Raw genomic sequence first — 16,830 nt, 5'->3', positions numbered from 1 at the left:
ACTCGGCGCGCCATCTCGGCTCTTCGTGAACGAGGAATCGGGATAGCGAAGTTCTCCCGGTGGATTTGAACTGTGGCCACTTCGCTCGCGTCGCTCGCTCGTGACTGAGTTCAAATCCTTCGGTTGTCACTGCTTCGTTCCTTACTACCGTTCGTCACAGAAGTAGTGGGCCCGGGCGGATTTGAACCACCGCATACCCGGTAACCCAGACACCGAGACGATCTCGCTATCGTATGAGCCGGGGGCTCTTACCAGACTGAGCTACGGGCCCGCATCCGTCCGTACCCTACGGCCTCAGTTAATTCTATCGTCTTCCCCATGTCACCGACTCACTCGGAAGCCTTTTTTCTGAAACGACCCTACAAGTGGCTAACAATGGGAATCGGCGGCTCGGACATGTACCGACAGCAGATCCTCGATCACTACAAGAATCCTCGCAACTACGGCGAGATCGAGGAAGCAACCTTCACTCACGTCGGCGAGAACCCAATGTGCGGCGACACCATCGAGATGGATGTCGTTCTCGACGACGACGAATCGACCATCGAACACGTCGCGTTCCGCGGCGACGGCTGTGCCATCTCGCAGGCCGCCGCCTCCATGCTCTCCCAAGAACTCCAGGGCATGGACACCGACACCCTCGAAGCGATGGACCGCGACGACATCGTCGACATGCTCGGTGTCGATATCTCACCGATGCGGATCAAATGTGCCGTCCTCGCCGAGAAGGTCGCTCAGGACGGCATGGAGATCTACTTCGGCGAGAAAGATCTCGACATGACGACCACCGAAGAAGAAGACGACTGATTCTCACACTTTCCCCAGCCTTCTGCGTTCTCACTCCGACAGCGTCGCTTCGGTATCGATTCCGTACACGCGAGCGGGCGTCTCGACGTGTGCGCGGTGGACCGCGTCCTCGTAGCCCTGTTCGAGCAGCCAGCGAACGCGCTTGGGAACGGTCTTCGGCCCCAGCACCGCGCCGGGCCGGTCGGGATCATCGAGGAAGTCTGTCTCCATCAGGAACGAATCGCCGTGTTCGGCACCGTCTTCTAAGGCGTCTTTGTTCGAGATGATGCTCGGAATCGGGCCGTCGACGTACCCACCGGAATAGTGTTTGACGACCTGCTGGCGGGGCAGTCCGCGGTCTTCGGCCCACCCGGCAACGTCTCGGAAGTCCTCACCGCCTTCCATGTGTAACTGGACGGCACAGCCGACTTCCGCCCCCAACTCGAAGGCGTGTTTCATCACCTCGTTGGATGCTTCCCAGACCGCCTCGCTCACGTCGTAGTGGGGTCGGCCGGACTTGATCGCCAGCGCAGGCCCTCCCGCGACGAATTCCGCCGCAACGTCCAGTCCCGACTGCATGAAATCTCTCGCCTCCTCGGGGGTGTACCCGTCTTCGACGAGTTGTGAGATCAATGCTGGATGGACGCCCAGCACCGGCCACGCTCGCCCGGGAAGTCGCTCCGAGGCTTCTGTCGTCACCTCACAGGTAATCTCGAACGTCTCGCGGAACGCGCTGGTATCCTCCACTTCGTCGACCAGATACCACGAGGGTTTGTTGAGAACGAGTAGATGTGTGCCACCGGCGTTGGCGAAATCGTCGGCGTGGTCGGCACCCGCTCCGTTGACGGGATCGAGATGCAGGTGATTGTCGAGAACCGGCGTCTCCAGATCCGTGTTCATACCCAGCCGTCGGTGTCGACACTCAAAAAGGCGTTCGGCTCGCTGTCCGTTAGAGCGTGATCGAGCGGTGGGCAGTATTCTGCAGGGCATCGGAGCGGCCGTACTCTCCCGGTGCGACGGCGACCGTCCGGACCCCCTCGTTGGCGGCGCGTTCGAGCACTGGCTTGAAGTCCGTATCCCGCGAGACGACGACGAGAATATCGATCGACTCGTCGACGGCCGCCGCAGTCGCGTCCACGGCGAGCCGAACGTCGACGTCGCCGCTGGTCGTGATCACGTCGAATCCCCGTGCCTCGCCGGCTTGAATTAGTGAGGGCGTCGCGTGCTCGTCGAGATACAGCCGCGCCGCCGCGACCGTCCCCTCCTCGACGGCGAGTTCCCGGAGGTCGTCGAGGTCGACATCGAACTCGTCGCGGAGTACGTTCGGGCCATCGACGAAGAGGCCGACACGCGTCGCCTCCTCCGAGAGCCGTCCCAGCAGATCCATACCTCCGTGATCGGTCTCGCCTGATATAATCTCACTGGACTCGGTCAGTGAGGTGGGGCCTGTCGGCCGCTTCGAGCAGTTGGTCGACCCGATCCGAAAGCGGCGGATGCGTCGAGAACAGCCGAGGCCGTTGTTGTCGTTGGTTGTCGTGCGTGTACAGAAGTGACTGGAGGCTCCGGCGGGATTCGGTCACCCGGTGGATCTTCGAGAGTGCCCGAGCGAGTGCCTCGGGGTTGCCCGTCACGTTCGCTGCACGCTGATCTGCACGGTATTCCTGCCGGCGGGAGTGTGCCAGGAACAACAGTGTGAAGACGCTCAACAGCCCAGCCAGCACGAGCCCGATCCCGTACTGAAACAGGCCTGCGAGACCAAGCCGCCGGCGAGTGGGATTCCCAGCGAACCAGTCTGTCGCGCGGTCGATGCCGACCAACACGAGCAAAATCGGCAAGAGGAACACGTAGACGATGCCGACGAGCAGTCGGGTCAGGGTGATCGAAAACGTGTTGATGAAGGTGTCGTACTGCTCCATGTGCGCCAGTTCGTGGGCGAGAATGCCTTCGAGTTCGTCGATGGTGAGCAGGTCCAGAAGCCGGTGATCGACGATGATCACGCCGCGACGCGGTCCGCCGACCGACAGCGCATTGGGCGAATCCAGATTTGTCAGCAGCAGCGGCGGCTGTGTGACTGACATCTGTTCACACAGCCCGTCGAGGCGACGATAGAGCGTCGGTGCACGGTGTCGTGGTAACTCTCTGGCGTCAAGATTGGCGGCGAGACGCACGACGCCGCGTCGGTACCCCAGATACGCACCGAACAGGGCAATGAGTGCGAAGGTCACAACCGTGACGACTGGACTCGGTGGATTCGCAGCGATCCACTCGATGAGGGTGAATCCCAGCAGCGCTAACCCTGCATAGACGATCAACGTGGCGACGCCGACGAGAATCATCAGCGTACGGGCGAACGGGTTAGCCATGGAGTTCCCGGAACGTACAAACTGTTCGGTCAGGATTCATAAAAACATCTTCATTGCAGGCGGTTGGACGAGATCATCGATCCTCTCGCCGCACCCAGAGCTACAATCAGAGAGGGTGTCTGATGATCTTCCTTTTGCATCTCTCGACGCTCGTCGCCTGCCGTTCCGGTTTCTCCAGACCGTCGACAAACTTCCGCAGCGTCTCCCCGATCAGTTCCCGTTTCGCGTCTTGGGGTGGCTCCATACCCTCACGTAGGACGAGCAGTCTGACCCCGTCTGGAGGGAACCGACAGGGGTTTGTCGTCGCTTGCCACAGCCATGGATATGTGGCAGGTGATGCCGGCCTACGACAGCTACGAGGAGGCACGGCGGGAGTTCGAGTGGGACCTTCCGGAATCGTACAACCCGGCGCGGGACCTCTGTCGGAAACACGACTCCGATTCGGTCGCGCTGCGGTACGACCCCGACGGCGACAGCGAGACGACCGAGCAGTTCACCTTCGGCGATATCGACCGCCGCTCGGATCGGCTGGCGTCTGGCCTCGCCGACCTCGGTGTCGAAGCCGGGGATCGCGTCGGCGTCGTCGTCCCGCAACGGCCGGAGAATCCGATCACGCACCTCGCGAACTGGAAACTCGGAGCCGTCTCGGTGCCGCTGACGGTCCTCTTTGGACCCGACGCCCTGCAGTACCGCCTCGAAGACAGCGAGGCCGTCGCGGTCGTGATCGATCCGAGCGTTCGCGATGACATCGAGGCGATCCGCGACGACTGCCCACACCTCGAACACGTGATCGAACTTGACGATAGTGCGGAGCAACGCTCCGCGGACAGTCGAGCGGCGACGCCGCGCGATGAGGGGAATGCAGAATCCTTCGAGTCAGTGCTCGACCGCGGCGAGACAGGAATCAATATTCACGATTCGATACCCGAAACCGAAAGCGCGGTCATGTACACCAGCGGCAGCACAGGCCCGCCGAAAGGGGTCGTCCACAGCCACGCCCTGTGGCTTGGCCGGGCAGCAGCCGCGTACAACTACTTCGACCGCGGCCTCGAAGACGCGACGCTGTTCACGCCGGCAGACTGGGCGTGGGGCGCGGCGCTGGGTGGCACCCTCTTTGCGGCCTGGCACCACGGTTGTACAATCGTCGGCTGGCCGCGCGACTCCTTCGAGCCAGCGGAGGTGTTCGCCTGTCTGGACCGCCACGACGTGACCCACACCTTCATGCCGCCGACAGCGCTCCGTCTGCTTCAGTCAGTCGAGAATCCGGCCGGGCGGTACGACCTCTCGCTCGAAGCTATCGCCTCTGCTGGCGAGCCGATGACTGCGGATATTCTGGAGTGGGGCGAATCTACCCTCCCCGACGTGTCGATCAACGAGTTTTACGGCCAGACCGAACTGAATCTCTGTGTCGCCAACTCCGGGGACTGGTTCGAGACTCGCCCAGAGAGTATGGGCAAACCGCTGCCCGGCTACGAGGCCCGAGTGCTCGATCCGGAGACGCACAAGCCGGTCGACACCGGCGAGGTCGGCGAACTCGCCGTCAAACCGGACGACCGACGAGTCTTCTTCGACGAGTACCTCGGCCTACCGGGGAAGACTGCCGCCAAGCAAACGGCGGAGGGCTGGTTTCTGACCGACGACCTGGTCGAGCGCGACGAGGACGGCTACCTCTGGTTCGTCTCCCGGGCTGACGACGTAATCTTGACCAAGGGCTACCGCGTCGGGCCGATGGAGGTCGAATCGGCGATTCTCGACCACCCGATGGTCGAACAGGTGGGCGTGGTGGGCGTCCCGGACGAGACGACCGGCGAGGCGATCAAAGCCGCCGTCCAGCCGGTCGAGACGCCCGACGACCCGGACGAACTGCGCGCGGAGATCAGAGATCTCGTCAGGGAGAATCTGGCCGCCTACGAATACCCGGATCAGATCGAGTTCGTCGACGAACTCCCGACCACCTCGACGGGGAAGATCCGCCGGAAATCACTCCGGGACTGAACGCTCGGGAGCCAACGCCGTCGGGCACTTATAGTTCCCTGTACACTGTGTGCAAGCTCTTAGGGGGGTGGGCCACGAAGCGACGCCTAGCTGCCGATGAGTGTCGTTCAGAACCTCACCTTCGTCTTCATCGCTGGATTGATTACCGCACTCGCGACAGGTGTGGGCGCGATCCCGTTTTTCTTTTTCGAGGATATCAGCGACCGATGGAATATCGTCCTCTGGGGGCTGTCCTCGGGGATCATGGTGTCCGCGTCGCTGTTCGGATTGGTCGGAGAGGGTCTCGCCGAGGGGACGCCGCTGGAAATCGCCATCGGCATGGGAATCGGTGTCGTGCTGGTCATCGTCGCCCACGAGATTCTCGTCGATGCCGATGTCGACCCCCGTCAGTACGAGGAAGCCGACTTCAAGAAACTCCTCTTGATTCTCGGCATCCTCACGGTCCATAGCTTCCCGGAGGGAGTCGCTGTCGGCGTCTCGTTTGCCGACCTCGGTCTAGAGGGCGGTCTGGAACTGCTCGGGTTCACTGTTCCAATACTCGCCGTGTTCATGACAGTCGCAATTTCGATTCACAACGTCCCGGAGGGGACCGCGATTTCGATCCCCCTGCGGTCGATGGGTGTCTCGGAGTGGCGGATGATCTGGTGGGCGGTGTTCTCCAGTCTGCCACAGCCGATTGGCGCGGTTATCGCCTTCGGATTCGTCCGGTACGCCCGAGTCTTTCTGCCGTACGGCTTCGGCTTCGCCGCCGGTGCGATGATCTATCTCGTACTGACCGAGTTCATCCCCGAGGCGCTCGAACTCGGCGAGAACGTCCCTTCGGGTGGGAAACCGGAACTCGTCGGTGGAATTACAGCGGGCGTGCTCGTCATGCTCCCGCTCGCGGTCATCTGACTCCTCACCCCGAGAGTACTCCGAGAGCGATCGCGATCTGTCCGAGACCGGCGACGAACACGAGGACGCCCGCGAGCCGAGTTGCCCGCTTTGCGTACGGAGCGACCGTCGAGGCAGCGAGATCGTTTCCGACGGCCGTCGCTACGGTCGCGCCCAAAAGCAACGCGCCGAAGACGCCGGCATAGGTGGCGAACACCGTCGCCGTGCCGACCGGTGACAGCGTCAGCGACTGGGCGACAACTGCGAAAAACAGCGGCGCGACACACCCTGCCGCCGCAAGCGCGTACAGCGCGCCGAATCCGACAAACCCAGCGATGCTCGTCCGCCGAGCAGGGAGCGCAACGGTCAGTTCGGTCGATTTCCCTGCTGCGAGGGCGGCACCGAGGACGAGCATGAGTCCGCCGACACCGAGTTCGATCCCCGGCAGCACCGACCGGAGCGCGCCGCCGAGTACGGAGGCGACACCACCCAGCGCGAGAAAGGTGACCAGGACACCGCCGACAGCGGCGAGTCCGCGGACAATTGCTCCGCCGAGCGGTGGGGACTCGGTCTCGGTTGCGGCGACGTAGAAGCCGACATAGCCCGGAAGTAAGGCGTAGGCACACGGCGAAAAAAACGTCGCGACACCGGCGGCGACAGCGACCGCGACGGCAGTCTCTGTCATGTCTCTTCGAGTGCGTCGATGATATCCGCGGCTGTTTTCCTGCCTTGTTCGTCGTAGACGATCCGGTTCGCTGCGTTGAGAACGACCGTATGCGGGACGCCGCGAACGTCAAAGGTCTCCGTCAGTTCGAGGTCCGTATCGAGACTGACCGGCCAGTCACCGCCGTGTTTGGCCCACCACTCGCCGACATCTTCCCGGGTCACTGTCTGGCCGACAGCCTCGTTCGACACCGAGACGAACTGTGCGCCGTCAGTCTGTTCGTAGGCGCGAACGACTTCGGGCATCGTCCGCCGGCAGGTCGAACACCACGTCGCGAAGACCGTCAGCACCGTCGGCGACCCCCGTTGCGGGACGCTCAGTTCCCCGGTGACAGTCCCCGATTCGTCGATCTGTTCGACCGTGACCGGTTCGATCGTCTCGGCGGTCTGCGAGGAGTACGCGTAGACTGCGCCGCCGCCGACGACGGCCGTCCCGGCGAGACCGGCCAGTAACTCTCGGCGATTCACTCGTATCCCTCCCGCACACTGGCGAGATCGCCGAGAACGATATCGGGCCGCGGCGGTTGCGGCGTGTACGCACGCTCGACGTAGCCGTCCCGGTTGACCAGCAGCATGAGTATCGTGTGTGCGAACATGGTGTTCTCTCCCTCTTCGTCCGGCGGAAGCACTTCACCGTTCGGCCCCGTTCGGTCCCCACCGCCGTGGCCGCCGCCTTCTGGAGAGACTTCCTCGAAGCCGACGCCGAACTGTCCGCGACTCCCGACGACCTCTTTCGCACGCTGTTCGCTCTCCGGTCTGAGGAACTGCCAGTTCTCGGCCGTCGGATCTGCGCCGTTGATCGTACTGAACTCCCGGAGCCGATCCGGGGTATCGTACTCGGGATCGAAGGTAATCGGCATCAGTGCAACCGAATCGCTGTATCCGTCGGTCCCGGCATCGGCCTGGACCCGGGCCAGCGTCGACGTGAGTGCTGGACAGGGGCCACCGCAGCGCGTGAAGACGAAGGTGACGAGCGTCTCGCGGGAGTCGACGAACTCGCGGGTGCTGATCTCGGTGTCGTGAAGCGGAGAGGGGAGCGTCGCTTCCGGAAGCGCCTGTCCGTAGGCTGGATAGGCCAGCGCTTCGGGGTCGACATCGTACTCGCGCTCGGGTGGGTCGAGAACGGTGTTTTCGTTCTCCTCCTCATCAGATCCCGTGACACTGCTCAGACAGCCAGTGAGGGCAACGCCACTCGTGACGAGAGACGCCTGCAAATACGCTCGTCGGTCCATACTGTCGCCTTCGGGTATCTCCAGTTATGCTATCTGGTGCGTCTCTCGAATCTGCGACCGCGATACAACCGATCGTGATTCCTTTGACCGGGTCATATGGGGTCGAAACGTTTACTACCGGCCATCGTCGATGTACTTCTATGTCAAGTTCAGACGGTGGACTGATGTCCAGCGCGGGCCTCGTCCGGTATTTCGACTCCGAGGAGGACCGCGGCGTTCGCGTCGATCCCAAAACTGTCGTCGCCTTCAGCACGCTCCTCGGTATCTTCGTGCTGATGCTGAACGCCTTCGCCTGATCGGCTCTTTTCGGCACAACTTTGCCCGTCCCGCCCGCATCTGCGGGCAATGACTGTCCGGGTTCGCGGGATCTACACGACCGCGCTGACGGCTGCCGTCGAGGAAATCGTCCAGCCCTCCAGCGCGATTGAAGACCGTTTCGACGAGGAGTTTTCGATGGGCCCTGCCGCGGTGCGTATCGAGACGACCGACGACCGTCAGGGCGTCACTGTCCACGGGCGCTCCGACGACGTGGCCGATGTCGTCACCGACCTCTGTGGCCTCGCCCTCGATTCGTTCGCGTGGCGAGCGTCACTGCCCCGCGGCGGCGTCTTCGCTGGTGAAGTTGTCGACACGCTCGGCAGTGGCGCTCTCGTGTCGTGTCTCCCCGACGAGAGCAATCCCGATCCGATTCTCGACGACGACCCGCTCCCATTCGCCGGTGGCACGACCGGGTTTCTGCCGTATTCGAACACTGACGACCGGGTCGACGAGGGTGACCGACTCCGCGTGCAGGTCGTCGAGACGCGCCCGCCGTGGAGCGACGGCCGGCCCGTACTCGACACCGACATTCACGTGGCCGGCGGACTCGCAACGCTGCACCGCGGCGGCCGCCGATCCAGCAACGGCCCGGAACTTGCGGATCTGCTCCCCGAAGATCCTCCCGAGGGCTGGGGGATCGACTGGAGCCCCATCGCCGACCACGCCGACCTCGACGACCTCGGCGCAGTGATCGACGCGCTCGGCGAACGCGCCGGAGCCCTCGACGACGAACTGTCCGACACCGCCGACCCGGACGGGGTCGCTCCGCAGGCATACGCCCGTGACGAGGCGACCTGCTGGCTCTGGTTCGGTCGGGAGTCCCGGTTCGCGCTTGACGACCGCCGCCGCTCGGTCACGACGACGATGCCCGGCCACCACCGGATCAAGGCCGGCACCAACACGGCGAGTACGGCCGTCGACTTCGTCGAAGGTGTCTGTGGTGACCTCGGATCCGATCCCGAGGAATTCCCGTTCGCCGTCGTCACCGAACAGTTCGGGCCGCGCGAGGGCGACCGCGTCGGAATCGGCCACGGCAAACCCGACGGACGACTCATCGACCTCGGTCCTGCCGAGGTGACGAAACGAACCGAGGACGGACAGGTGACGGTCCGCCGAGAAATTTCGTCGCAGGGGAGTTACGACGCCCTCGGGACCGACCGCGAACCCGGCGACGCGGCGGTCACGAAAGTCAAGGAAGGGCGGTGGTGGTACCCCACCGTCTACCGAGGCGAAGACGGGGAGTCGAAGGGAACCTACGTCAACATCTGCACACCGGTCGAGGTCTTCCCCAACGAAATCCGGTACGTCGACCTCCATATCGACGTGATCAAACGACCCGGTGGAACGACCGAAATCGTCGACGAGGACGAACTCGCCGCGGCGGTCGAGGCGGGGACGATCAGTGAGGCACTGGCTGAAAAAGCCCGCACGGTCGCGAATGCCGTCGAAAACGCCTTCTAACGTTCGATCAATCGGTGTAGCAGACCGCCGGGCAGTCCGGAGCGGATAATCCGATCGTAGATGACCGGCGGGAGAATCGACCGGAGACGTGGGAGCCAGCGCGCCCGCGAACTCACGCGGTAGCGAGCCTGGGGTTGCTCGGCGGTTGCCGCGTCGATCATCGCGTCGACGACGGCCTCGGGATCGGTCGAATCGGGTGAATACGACTCGAAGGCCCGATACTGTTCGGCGTAGGCGTCGTTTTCGATCCGATCTAGCGCCTCCGTCGCTCGCTCGTTGAATCCCGTCCGGACAGGACCGGGTTCGATCAACGAGACATCGACGCTGTGCGGGCGAAGTTCCTGCCGGAGTGATTCCGTGTAGCCGCCGAGGCCTGCCTTTGAGGCGGAGTATGCGCCGTGATACGGCAGCGGGACGCTTCCGACCATCGAGCCGACGATGACGACACGCCCCTTTCGGCGTCGCAACTCGGGAAGGAGCGCGTGCAGCGGCGTGTGGACGGCGAGGAGATTCGCTTCCAGATGCTCCCGCAGGGAGTCGGGCGGGCAGTCTTCGAGCGCGCCGAGTTCGTACCAGCCAACCGCAGAGAGAAATACGTCGGGTTCGATATCCGCCAGCGTTCGCTCGACGGCCGCTCGATCGGTGAGGTCGACCGTTCGGCAGTCGACGGTTTCGGGCAGTGCGGCGAGACCGCTTTCGTCGCGGTCGAGGGCGATAACCTCGTGGTCGGCGTCGGGCAGTCGCGTGACGGCACGGCGACTGAGTTCTCCGGCACCACCAGTCAGGACCACGCGCATACAGCCATCTCCCGCCGCCCGAACAAAACCCCTTGGATCAGACAGGAAGAAAGCTTATTCGTTCCTGCGACCAACCAAGGGAAGTACCACAGCCACTATGGCAGAGATCGAAGAGAGTGTCTCCGGGTTCAAGTGCCGTGGCAGTTGGGTCGAGACTGTCGAACACGGCGAACGGATCACTCGGGCACTGCAAGAACTCGCCGAGGAACACGACGTTGACGAATCTGCGCTTGAGGAGTTCGAGGAGTGGCGGCCGAAAGCTCACGAACGCCTCGACGAGGATGTCAACGAGAAGACCGCCGAGCAGGCAAGCGTCAACGAGGGCAAAGGCGAACAGGAAGGCAAAGACCCCGACGAAGACCTCCAGACAGCGGGCGAGAAACTCGCGGAATCCTACGAGAAACTGGACGAACCCGACGAGGCTGTCGGCAAGTGGGGTGAGAGCATCGACTACGTCGCCCGCGCGGCCGACTCCGCCGGCCGCAAAGCGATGCGGAAAGTCGAGGGTACCGTCTACAAGAACGTGATGACACAGATGTCGCCGTACTACTTCGACAACGACCTCATCAGCGCGAATCTCCAGCGGGTCGGCCGCGGCGAGGGCGGCGAGTACGTCTTCGAGGTCAACGTCAACGACGACGACCTGAAGATTCGCGTCTCGAACAAACTGGCCGATTTCGACAGTGAAGTCGACCGCTGGCACGTCAACACCGAAAAGGCAACCGAGGCAATCGAGGCCGCTGAGGGCGTCGATGCGCCCGAACAAGACGACACGAACGACGCGAAGACCAACTGACAGCCGGGATCAGCCGGGCTGATCTGACACTGAGAAGTCAAAAAGGATAACTCAGTCCGCGTCACATCGGCGAGTGTGCCTGCTATCGCAAGCGTTCCAGACCTGCTTCGTCTGCTCGTGATTCCCTTCTTCGGCTACGTCGCCTGGCGGGACATCGCGACCCGACGAGTCCCCAATCGGACGTGGATTCCGCTCGCTGTCCTCGCCGTTGTGCTGCTCGTCTGGGAGTTTTACGTCGTCATGACTGGTGACCTCGCCGCTTTCCAGCAGCAACGATTCTACATTCGGGTCGCCATCTCGATTGGCTTCATTATTCCGCTCACCTACCTGTTCTGGCTGATCGGCGGGTTTGGCGGCGCTGACGCGAAGGCGTTTTTCGTCATCGCCGTCCTCTTTCCGACCTATCCAGACTACGCACTGGCCGAACTCGGGGTCGGTGGCGCGCTCGGTTCGTTGCCCGTCGTCCAGACGGCGGTGGGTGTCTTCTCGTTGACTATCCTCTCGAATACTGTGCTTGCCGGTGCCGCCTATCCGCTCCTGCTCGCGGGGAAAAACGCCGTCACTGGCTACGTCTCTCCGGGGATGTTCGTCGCTAAACCGATTCAGGCCGAGGAGGCCATCGTAGAGTACGGAACGCTACTCGACTTCCCGGATCGGCGGTTCATCGACGACCTCTCGCTCGGTGGGATGAGTTCGTACTTCTCGTGGCGGCGGCTGGACCTCGACGCGCTCCGGATGTATCTCCAGTGGCGCGGACTCTCGCTCGAAGAACTCCGTGCGGATCCGGAGCAGTATCGCGATCCAACAACGCTGCCCGACGAGCCGAACCCACCCGGTGACGGCATGATCGAAACCGATGGCGGTCAACCAGTTGACTCCGAGAAAACAGTCGAATCTGACACTGACGGCGAGTACGACGATCCGTGGGGTGCCGAAGCTTTTCTCGACGACATCGAGGGGTCGGCCTACGGAACCACGCCCGAGGGATTGCAGGAGGGACTCGACACGCTGAGTGAGGACGAAGTCGTCTGGATTTCGCCGGGAATCCCTTTCCTCGTGCCACTGTTCCTCGGTGTGGTCGTCTCGTTCACCTACGGTGATCTCCTCTTTGCGTTCCTCGAAGCCATCGGGTTCGCCTGAGTATCTTAGTCTGTCTGCGCCTCGGGAGGCTGTTCGGTTACCTCGGTCCGGGCCTCCGAAACGACAACTCGAACACCCTCTTGATGGTCGGTATCGATATCGATCTCCCAGCCGTGGACGCGGGCAAAGGTCTTGGCGTTGGGAAGCTTCATTCCCGCCTCTGCCGTCGGCACTGACTCGCCGAAGGCGAGATAGCCCGCGACATCCTCCCCCGGTGGCTCGCCGTTGCCAGCGACCGCAAAGCCAGCGTCGGATAACTCGACGGTGACGGTGTCGGCCCCGTTCAGTCGATTGAACACGAAGATATTTCCAAGCAGTTCCCGGAGTCGACCGGGGTCAGCGTCGATTGTTCCGTTGTTCTGGAGGGTGAGTTCCATCTCGCCGGTTTCGGCGTTCCACCACGCGTCGTCGACTGCGGTCTCGAAACCGACGGCTTCGAGACGCTCGACGGTCTGGCCGTACTTCGCCAGTGTGGTGAAATCGTCGACACGCGCAGTGAGTCGTTCGTTCGCTCCCATCGCTTTCTCGATTGACTCGTTTTCGACGGTCCCCTCCTCGGTCCGGTCTTGTGCGATCCCAAGCCGCCACTCGATGATCTGCAGCATGTTCCGGAGTTCGTGTGCCAGCGCGCTGGCGAATCCTTCAAGTTGCTCGTTGTGGCGTTCGAGTTCCCGACGGCGCTGTTCGGCGGTTGTGATGTCCGAAAAGAAAAGCACTTGCCCCTGTGAATCACCGAGCGTGACCGAACTCGTCGACGTCAGAAGATACCGGGTTTCGCCGTCGATTTCGCACTCCAGGGTCTGTGTCTCCTGACCTGTCATCTCAGCGACGCGGGGCAGGATCGATTCGAGTGGTTCACCTCTGGCATCGGCAAGTGCCGGGAAAAACTCCTGTGCAGCCGGCGAGTAATCTCGTATCTGCGAGTCCTCGTCGAGGAAGATCACCGCATCGTCGTCTTCGCCGGCCGATTGGACCGCCAGAAACCGCCGCTCGTAGATGAACAGCACACCCAGTACGAACATCGCAACGCCCAGCGGTGCGTAGATCACTTCGATGACGGCGTCAGTGAAGAACGAGATAATATCGAATGTGACCGGTAGTGCCAGAAACACCGTCAGGATGCCGAGTGGTCGCGTGTCGTACCCCGAGTTGTGGTACAACTCGAACAGCATGAAAATCCCGATGCCGGCCATGACGTACGAGAGGCCGGTCACCGTCCAGTGGAAAATGCCGTGTTCGATCGCCAGATAATTGAACGGCTCCACCTGCACGCTCGTCTCGAAGTACAGTCCGTGAATGGGATTGGTCAGTTTGACCCCGACGACGGCGGCGAAGAAGCCACCACCGAGCGCTCTGAGTGTGGGGTCTTCGTGATAGCTCCGGCCGGTGTACGCCGAACAAAAGTACAGCCACGCCCAGACGGTCGCAAAGCCAAATACCAGTCCGACTATGTAGGCCGTCTGACGAATTGGGTCTGGGGCCACGAAGTAGACGACTTTCAACAGTGCCCAGACGCTGGTGGTCGTGAGCAATCCGACGAGGCCACGACGAACCGCGTCGGCCTCTACTTCCCTCGCCCGCGAGAGACCGATCAGACATGCGAGCCCTGAGACCGCAAATGCACCGATGTACCCGACTGCAACCGGCTCGACCTGCAGACCAGCGGTACTCATCACGGGTTTTTCTTAGTACGATACACTGGACGGGCGAACTTCAACCTTTTTCCCAACTGTAATTCTGTCTGGTGGTTTGACCGGTTAATTCACCGGGATTTCGGTCCCATCGCTGTCACCGGCTAGCTTCGTCAACCGAACTGTCAGTACGCCACGGTCGTACTCGGCGATCGTCTCGGAGTCGTCGACGGCCGCCGGCAGCGTCACGGCGCGATTCCTGCTCTCCTTGGTCCGTTCGCGCACGATGAACCGTCCCTCGCCGGCAGTGGTCTCCTCTCCGACTTCGATGTGCAGTCGCCGACTGTCCTCCAGTTGAACGTTGATCGCGGAGGGATCCCTGCCCGGTAGATCCGCCTTCACCAGTATCTCGTCGTCGGCGTCGATCACGTCGACCGGGAGCTGTTCGGCCAACGGGCCGCCCAGCTGAGAGAACTGATCGAACAACTCCTCGATCTCCGAAAACGGATCTGTGCGATCTGTCATACCAGGAAATAGATAGCCATCCGGTATAAGCGTACTGCGATCAGCCGACAGCGAAGCGTGTCGAACCCACCGACTCAGCCCTGGTATGGGTGATACTCCATTCCTTTGTGCTTGAGTTCGTTGCGCTTGTCTTCCAAAAAGGAGTAGACAGTCCCGTGTGGTGCGCCTTCGAGCAACATCTCCGCCGCTTCGCGGACGGCTTCGACCTGTTGTGGACCGCCGATGACACCCAGCGTCGAGCCGTAAATCGCGACCGACGCGCCGGTGAGTTCCTCCATGAGTTCACGGGTGCGGCCGCCCTCGCCGATCAGTCGCCCTTTCTGGCGGCGCAGATCGTTCTTGTTTCGCGCGGCTGCCTCGATGTCGATTAGCTCGAACATCATCATGTCGTCTTCCAGCAGGCTGAGCGCGTCCTCCGGCGAGAACCCGCGACCGATCGCTTTCACGATATCCGGGCCCTTCAGCCCCAGCACTGGATCGCCCACCTTCTCGATGCGGACGTTGCCCGACTCCGAGTCGATATCCAGCCGCACCTCCGCCTGCTCTTCGATCTCCCGCATCGTCTCGCCACCCTGACCGATCAACACGCCAATCCGGTCGTCAGGTACCTTCACATGCTGCATAATATGCTTGAGTGTAATCGATTAAACTGTTAAAGTCCTTCGGGTAAGAGCGGCATACCGGATTATTTCGGGGAGCGAAGCACGTGCGGCCTCAAAAACCCTCGTCGCGTGTCACTTCGTTCGCGTCCCTCGCTACGGCGACAATCGCTGACGATCCCGCGGGAACACCGTCACTTTGCTCCGCTCGTGACGAGCTCTCACTCGACGGGCGGCGCTTTCGTCCTACGGACTCAAGCGCTGCCGGTCTCGCGGGAAGAGCACGGCCTCCCGAATGTTATCCAGTCCGAGCATCGTCATCACGAGTCGCTCGCCACCCAGACCCCAGCCGGCGTGGGGCGGCATGCCGTACCGGAACATCTTGGTGTAGTAGTCGAACTGCTCGGGGTCGAGACCCTGCTGCTCGAAGCCGTCGACGAGGTGATCGTAGCGGTGTTCACGCTGCCCGCCCGAGACCAGCTCCATCGACGGGTGCATCATGTCGAAGCCGGTCGAAAGCTCTTCGTCGTCCTCCTTATCCTTGATGTAGAACGGCTTGATCTCGCTGGGCCACTCGGTGATGAAATAGTGCTGACCCACGTCGTCGCCGAGCGCGCGCTCGCCCTCGGTCGGCAGGTCGTCGCCCCAGACGAGCTGTTCGTCCAGTTCGCCCGTGGCGTTGATCCGCTCGATAGCTTCTTGGTAGCTGAGCCGTGGGAAGTCTCGCTCGGGCACGGTGAACTCCTCTTCCATGCCGAGCGCTTCGAGCTCCTCCTGGCAGTTCTCGGCGACGCCCTCGTAGGCAGAAACCACAATCTCCTCGCAGGCGTCCATCGCACCGGACTCGTCGATGAAGGCAGACTCAAAGTCGATGGAGGTCGCCTCGTTGAGGTGTCGCGGCGTGTTGTGCTCTTCGGCCCGGAAGATCGGACCAATCTCGAAGACTCGTTCGAGACCAGAGCCGACCATCAGCTGTTTGAACAGCTGTGGGCTCTGGTTCATGAAGGCCTCTTGTCCGAAGTACGTGATCGGGAACAGCTCGGTCCCGCCTTCCGTTCCTGTGGCGACGATTTTCGGCGTGTTGATCTCCGTACAGCCGAGTGTTCGAAATGCCTCGCGGACGGAGCGAAGCATCTCTGCGCGGATCTCGAAGATCGCTTTGACCTCCTCTTTGCGGAGGTCGAGCGTCCGGTTGTCGAGTCGGGTCGGGAGTTCGGCATCGACCTTTCCGGAGGGATCGAGCGGGAGTTCGGGATCGGCCGCCGAGAGGACTTCCATCTCCTCGGGGACGATTTCGACGCCCGTCGGGGCGCGCTCTTCCTCTTCGACAGCGCCCGTCACGGTGACGACGCTCTCGCGCTGGACGTTCAGACCGGTTTCGACGAGGTCTTCGTCCATCTCGTCTTTCTCGAATTTGACCTGGATCTTTCCGGAGTTATCTCGGACGATTACGAACGCAATCCCGCCAAGATCTCTGATCTCGTGAACCCACCCGGCGACGGTAGCGGTGTCGCCCGGGGTCGCGTCTGCTGCATGCGTGCGTGATTCCATACGCCTACTTTCGAGTCCCGCAACTTAAGTCGGTCTCTTT

19 protein-coding genes and 1 tRNA gene are annotated in these 16,830 nt (G+C 62.2%); 7 read left to right on the top strand and 13 right to left on the bottom strand.

What is annotated here, in order from left to right:
* Positions 1–166: 166 nt before the first annotated feature.
* Positions 167–271 (bottom strand) — tRNA-Ile (locus tag V8P86_RS16920).
* A gap of 104 nt (positions 272–375) precedes the next feature.
* Here V8P86_RS16920 and V8P86_RS16915 point away from each other — a divergent pair.
* On the top strand, positions 376–807 hold the full coding sequence (locus tag V8P86_RS16915; protein ID WP_336328468.1) for an iron-sulfur cluster assembly scaffold protein: 432 nt from the start codon (positions 376–378) through the stop codon (positions 805–807).
* A 30-nt stretch (positions 808–837) separates the two neighbouring features.
* On the opposite strand, the gene V8P86_RS16910 is transcribed toward V8P86_RS16915, so the two are convergent.
* The 4 genes from V8P86_RS16910 to V8P86_RS16895 form a co-directional block, all read right to left on the bottom strand.
* Positions 838–1,686 carry a TatD family hydrolase gene (locus tag V8P86_RS16910; protein WP_336328467.1) on the bottom strand — a complete coding sequence of 283 codons (849 nt, stop codon included), beginning with the start codon at positions 1,684–1,686 and terminating at the stop codon, positions 838–840.
* A gap of 49 nt (positions 1,687–1,735) precedes the next feature.
* The gene (locus tag V8P86_RS16905; RefSeq protein ID WP_336328466.1) at positions 1,736–2,173 is read right to left on the bottom strand and encodes an NYN domain-containing protein; all 438 of its coding nucleotides are present in this window, start codon (positions 2,171–2,173) and stop codon (positions 1,736–1,738) included.
* A gap of 31 nt (positions 2,174–2,204) precedes the next feature.
* Positions 2,205–3,149, bottom strand: a complete 945-nt coding sequence (locus V8P86_RS16900) for a M48 family metalloprotease (RefSeq protein ID WP_336328465.1) — start codon at positions 3,147–3,149, stop codon at positions 2,205–2,207.
* A 106-nt stretch (positions 3,150–3,255) separates the two neighbouring features.
* Positions 3,256–3,393 carry a hypothetical protein gene (locus tag V8P86_RS16895; protein ID WP_336328464.1) on the bottom strand — a complete coding sequence of 46 codons (138 nt, stop codon included), beginning with the start codon at positions 3,391–3,393 and terminating at the stop codon, positions 3,256–3,258.
* A 74-nt stretch (positions 3,394–3,467) separates the two neighbouring features.
* On the opposite strand from V8P86_RS16895, the gene V8P86_RS16890 reads away from it, so the two are divergent.
* Positions 3,468–5,144: an acetate--CoA ligase gene (locus tag V8P86_RS16890; protein ID WP_336328463.1), complete on the top strand. Its 1,677-nt coding sequence runs from the start codon at positions 3,468–3,470 to the stop codon at positions 5,142–5,144.
* Positions 5,145–5,240: 96 nt separating this feature from the next.
* Positions 5,241–6,038 carry a ZIP family metal transporter gene (locus tag V8P86_RS16885; RefSeq protein WP_336328462.1) on the top strand — a complete coding sequence of 266 codons (798 nt, stop codon included), beginning with the start codon at positions 5,241–5,243 and terminating at the stop codon, positions 6,036–6,038.
* A 4-nt stretch (positions 6,039–6,042) separates the two neighbouring features.
* Here the strand turns inward: V8P86_RS16885 and V8P86_RS16880 are convergent, their stop codons facing one another.
* Genes V8P86_RS16880 through V8P86_RS16870 form a run of 3 tightly spaced genes read right to left on the bottom strand, consistent with a single transcriptional unit; the run spans position 6,043 to position 7,972 of the window.
* Positions 6,043–6,702, bottom strand: a complete 660-nt coding sequence (locus V8P86_RS16880; RefSeq protein WP_336328461.1) for a cytochrome c biogenesis protein CcdA — start codon at positions 6,700–6,702, stop codon at positions 6,043–6,045.
* Positions 6,699–7,208 (bottom strand): TlpA family protein disulfide reductase, encoded by a 510-nt coding sequence (locus V8P86_RS16875; protein WP_336328460.1) that lies wholly within the window; start codon positions 7,206–7,208, stop codon positions 6,699–6,701. Before V8P86_RS16875 ends, V8P86_RS16880 begins: the two co-directional genes overlap by 4 nt.
* On the bottom strand, positions 7,205–7,972 hold the full coding sequence (locus V8P86_RS16870; RefSeq protein WP_336328459.1) for an SCO family protein: 768 nt from the start codon (positions 7,970–7,972) through the stop codon (positions 7,205–7,207). The genes V8P86_RS16875 and V8P86_RS16870 overlap by 4 nt, the downstream gene beginning before the upstream one ends.
* Before the next feature lie 140 nt (positions 7,973–8,112).
* Here V8P86_RS16870 and V8P86_RS16865 point away from each other — a divergent pair, with 140 nt between their 5' ends.
* Entirely contained in the window at positions 8,113–8,268 is a 156-nt protein-coding gene (locus V8P86_RS16865) for a preprotein translocase subunit Sec61beta (RefSeq protein ID WP_299276848.1), read from the top strand.
* A 49-nt stretch (positions 8,269–8,317) separates the two neighbouring features.
* A complete protein-coding gene (locus V8P86_RS16860; RefSeq protein ID WP_336328458.1) occupies positions 8,318–9,751 on the top strand; it encodes a ribonuclease FAU-1 family protein in 1,434 nt (477 codons plus the stop codon).
* Here V8P86_RS16860 and V8P86_RS16855 read toward each other — a convergent pair.
* A complete protein-coding gene (locus V8P86_RS16855; protein WP_336328457.1) occupies positions 9,748–10,548 on the bottom strand; it encodes an SDR family NAD(P)-dependent oxidoreductase in 801 nt (266 codons plus the stop codon). The two genes, V8P86_RS16860 and V8P86_RS16855, sit on opposite strands and share 4 nt — an antisense overlap.
* Positions 10,549–10,645: 97 nt before the next feature.
* On the opposite strand from V8P86_RS16855, the gene V8P86_RS16850 reads away from it, so the two are divergent.
* Complete coding sequence (locus tag V8P86_RS16850; protein WP_336328456.1) at positions 10,646–11,344, top strand: DUF5828 family protein; 699 nt, start codon at positions 10,646–10,648, stop codon at positions 11,342–11,344.
* Positions 11,345–11,419: 75 nt separating this feature from the next.
* Entirely contained in the window at positions 11,420–12,484 is a 1,065-nt protein-coding gene (locus V8P86_RS16845; RefSeq protein WP_336328455.1) for an A24 family peptidase, read from the top strand.
* A 5-nt stretch (positions 12,485–12,489) separates the two neighbouring features.
* Here V8P86_RS16845 and V8P86_RS16840 read toward each other — a convergent pair whose 3' ends face one another.
* From V8P86_RS16840 to aspS, 4 genes are all read right to left on the bottom strand, one after another.
* On the bottom strand, positions 12,490–14,157 hold the full coding sequence (locus V8P86_RS16840; RefSeq protein ID WP_336328454.1) for a histidine kinase N-terminal 7TM domain-containing protein: 1,668 nt from the start codon (positions 14,155–14,157) through the stop codon (positions 12,490–12,492).
* A gap of 84 nt (positions 14,158–14,241) precedes the next feature.
* Positions 14,242–14,640 carry an Hsp20/alpha crystallin family protein gene (locus V8P86_RS16835; protein WP_336328453.1) on the bottom strand — a complete coding sequence of 133 codons (399 nt, stop codon included), beginning with the start codon at positions 14,638–14,640 and terminating at the stop codon, positions 14,242–14,244.
* Between the two features lie 74 nt (positions 14,641–14,714).
* On the bottom strand, positions 14,715–15,263 hold the full coding sequence (locus V8P86_RS16830) for a KH domain-containing protein (protein WP_336328452.1): 549 nt from the start codon (positions 15,261–15,263) through the stop codon (positions 14,715–14,717).
* A gap of 222 nt (positions 15,264–15,485) precedes the next feature.
* Positions 15,486–16,790 (bottom strand): aspartate--tRNA(Asn) ligase, encoded by a 1,305-nt coding sequence (gene aspS, locus V8P86_RS16825; protein WP_336328451.1) that lies wholly within the window; start codon positions 16,788–16,790, stop codon positions 15,486–15,488.
* Between the last annotated feature and the right edge of the window lie 40 nt (positions 16,791–16,830).

It is taken from the genome of Halovenus anhuiensis (assembly GCF_037080055.1).
Lineage (GTDB): Archaea > Halobacteriota > Halobacteria > Halobacteriales > Haloarculaceae > Halovenus.
The sequence above is the reverse complement of the archived record's forward strand: the minus strand, read 5'-3'. Positions and strand labels throughout refer to the sequence as shown.